The organism is Candidatus Fusobacterium pullicola, from assembly GCA_018883725.1.
Taxonomy (GTDB): Bacteria; Fusobacteriota; Fusobacteriia; order Fusobacteriales; family Fusobacteriaceae; genus Fusobacterium_A; species Fusobacterium_A pullicola.
The window spans coordinates 1-2,914 of record JAHLFN010000080.1 but is presented as its reverse complement, the minus strand read 5'-3'; the positions used below and the strand labels follow the sequence as shown (position 1 = coordinate 2,914).

Below are 2,914 nucleotides of genomic sequence, written 5' to 3'. Positions count from 1 at the left end.
GTAAATAGAATACTTACATCTGGAACAAAAGAAACAGCACTTGAAGGAAAAGAGATTTTGAAAAAGATGATCAAGGAAGCTGGAGATGAGATTATCATTATTGTAGCTGGTAAAGTTACTAAAGAGAATTTAGATAAGATTTCAACTCTTATACCTACTAAAGAGTACCATGGAAAGAAGATAGTTTAAAGCTTAATAAAAAATCATAAAAAGGTTAAGCTCATGTAAAAAATATATTTACATGAATTTAACCTTTTTTTTATTTAAAATTTACATAAAAGATTTAAAATAAATTATACAAGTTTTAAGAAAGAGGGAATAAATTAATATGGAAAATAAAAAACTATATCTTTTTGATTTAGATGGAACTTTACTTTTAGGAGATCAAGTTATAGATGGGGCTATTGAAGCAATAAATAAAATTAGGGAAGCCGGTAAAAAGTTTCTAATATTTACTAATAATTCTTCTAGGACAAGAAAACAATATGTTGAAAAATTAACAAAACTTGGTTTTAATATAAAAGAAGATGAAATAGTAACTGCTGGTTATATTACTGGAAAATATCTAATTAAAAAGAATAAAAAAAATATTTATGTTTTAGGAACAAAAAAATTTAAAGAGATGTTAGAAGAGCTTGGATTAAATGTAGTTGAAAATCCGATAAAAATTGATGGAAGGTATAATGTGGATGCAGTTGTCCTAGGATTGGATACTGAACTTACATATGAAAAACTTCAAACAGCTTGTAACTTACTACAAGATTCTAATTTAATGTATATAGGAGCTAATCCCGATTTAGTATTTCCAGTAGAAAATGGTATATTTTACCCTGATTGTGGAAGCATTGCAAAAATGTTATTTTATTCAGTTAAAAGATTTCCTAAATTTCTAGGAAAACCTCATCATGAAATATTAGATTACTGTCTTGAAAAAAAAGGTGTATCAAAAGATGAAACTGTAATTATTGGGGATAGATTATATACTGATATTGCTTGTGGACAGGAAAACGGTTGCGATACTATTCTCATTTTTTCTGGTGAAGCTAGAAAAGAGGATTTAATAAATAGTGAATATCAACCTACTCTATTTTTAGATAGTATTAAAGAATTAAAGATAAAATAACTCTAAATTTCTGTATAATAAGAAAAGGGCTTGGAATTCCAAGCCCTTTTCTCACTATATAAAACATCTTGGGGAAAGATTTTATGATATAATGATATCATAAAATTGTGTCAATTTCATGTCTTTTTCATAAAAATATAATTTTTATTTTTAAATTTTGAAATTCTGAAATTTTATAAAAAACAGGTGTCATTTATATTACATATATAACTTTTTTATTACAATATAAATTTATCTAAATTTTCATCTTCTTTTTCTTTTTTAAATACTTTTTTAATAAAATTAACATCAACGCTTATCTTCTTTTTCTCTTCATATGGAGCTTCAAACATAATCTCTCTCAATAGCTCTTCAACTACAGCTGCCAATCTTCTAGCCCCAATATTTTCTATCTTTTCATTTTGAACAGCTGCTATCTCTGCTATTTTTTCTATAGCTCCCTTTGTAAAACTTAACTCTACATTATCTACCGCCAACATTGCCTTATATTGTTCTAATAGATTATACTCAACTTCAGTCAATATTTTTACAAAATCCTCTTTCTCTAAATTTTGTAGTTTAACTCTAATAGGAAATCTTCCCTGTAGTTCTGGCATTAAATCAGATGGTGAACTCATTGAAAAAGCTCCAGCTGCTATGAATAAAATATGGTCTGTTTTAACAGGTCCATATTTAGTCATTACTGTACTTCCCTCTACTATAGGTAAAATATCTCTTTGAACCCCCTGTCTTGAGACGTCACCTTTACCTCCACCTTCTCTTTCTGTTATTTTATCTATTTCATCTATAAAGACTATTCCGTTATTCTCTACATTATCAATAACCTCTTGAGTTAATGAATCTAAATCTATCTTTTTCTCTACCTCTTCATCTAAATATAGTGAAATAGCATTTTTAACATTAGTTGTCATCTTTTTTAATTTTCCAGGTAAAGTAGACATCATTTGATCGATAAATCCACCAATATCTTCACTTCCAGATACCACTTCTATAATAGGTAAGTCATTATCTTTTTTAGGTCTATCGATCTCTATCTCTGTTTCATCATATTTTCCATCTAAGATATCCTTTTTTATATTCTCTTTATCCTCATCATTTAACGTATCATAAGGTTTTAAAATTTTAGCTACTCTTTCAACAGCTATATCAAATGAAGAATCTCTTAGCATATTATACTTATCTTCCTTCATTTTTCTATATGTTAAAGCTACTAAATCCTTTATAATACTTTCTACATCTTTACCTACATATCCAACTTCAGTATATTTAGTTGCTTCTACTTTTAAAAAAGGAGCATTCGCTATCTTTGCTATTCTTCTTGCAATTTCAGTTTTTCCTACTCCTGTAGAACCAATCAATATTATATTTTTAGGTGTGATCTCTTTTCTAAGATTTTCATCTTTTATCATCTTTCTTCTGTCTCTATTTCTTAAAGAAATAGCTACATTTTTCTTTGCTTCATCTTGTGAAATTATATATTTATTTAATTCATCTAAAATTTTTTTAGGTGTCAACTCTTTATTTATCCCCATATTCTTCTCCTTATCTAAATTTTATCTGTATTATATCACTTTCTAATACCACTGTAAAGAAGTAGCTACTCCTAAGTTTAACCATATGTGAACCTCTCCCACTTAAAATTACTTTGTAATTTTTGAAGTGGGAGCTTCTTCTTGGGAAGTAGTTGCTTTTGTTAGCCAACTATATTTACCAAGCTAACCCCGTAGTTCCTACGGTTCTTTTTATTTTTAGACTGCTTGTTTTATTCTTAGACCTTCAGTCAATATATTT

At 27.7% G+C, this 2,914-nt stretch carries 3 protein-coding genes; 2 read left to right on the top strand and 1 reads right to left on the bottom strand.

Annotated features, from left to right (window positions below):
* Together IAA47_09140 and IAA47_09135 are read left to right on the top strand one after the other, a co-directional pair.
* Positions 1-189, top strand: a 189-nt coding sequence (locus IAA47_09140) for a copper homeostasis protein CutC (GenBank protein ID MBU3843127.1), incomplete at its 5' end; no start/stop codon positions are given.
* 139 nt (positions 190-328) lie between these two features.
* Positions 329-1,123: an HAD-IIA family hydrolase gene (locus tag IAA47_09135; GenBank protein ID MBU3843126.1), complete on the top strand. Its 795-nt coding sequence runs from the start codon at positions 329-331 to the stop codon at positions 1,121-1,123.
* A 218-nt stretch (positions 1,124-1,341) separates the two neighbouring features.
* Here IAA47_09135 and hslU read toward each other — a convergent pair whose 3' ends face one another.
* Positions 1,342-2,649, bottom strand: a complete 1,308-nt coding sequence (gene hslU, locus IAA47_09130; GenBank protein MBU3843125.1) for an ATP-dependent protease ATPase subunit HslU — start codon at positions 2,647-2,649, stop codon at positions 1,342-1,344.
* Positions 2,650-2,914 lie beyond the last annotated feature (265 nt).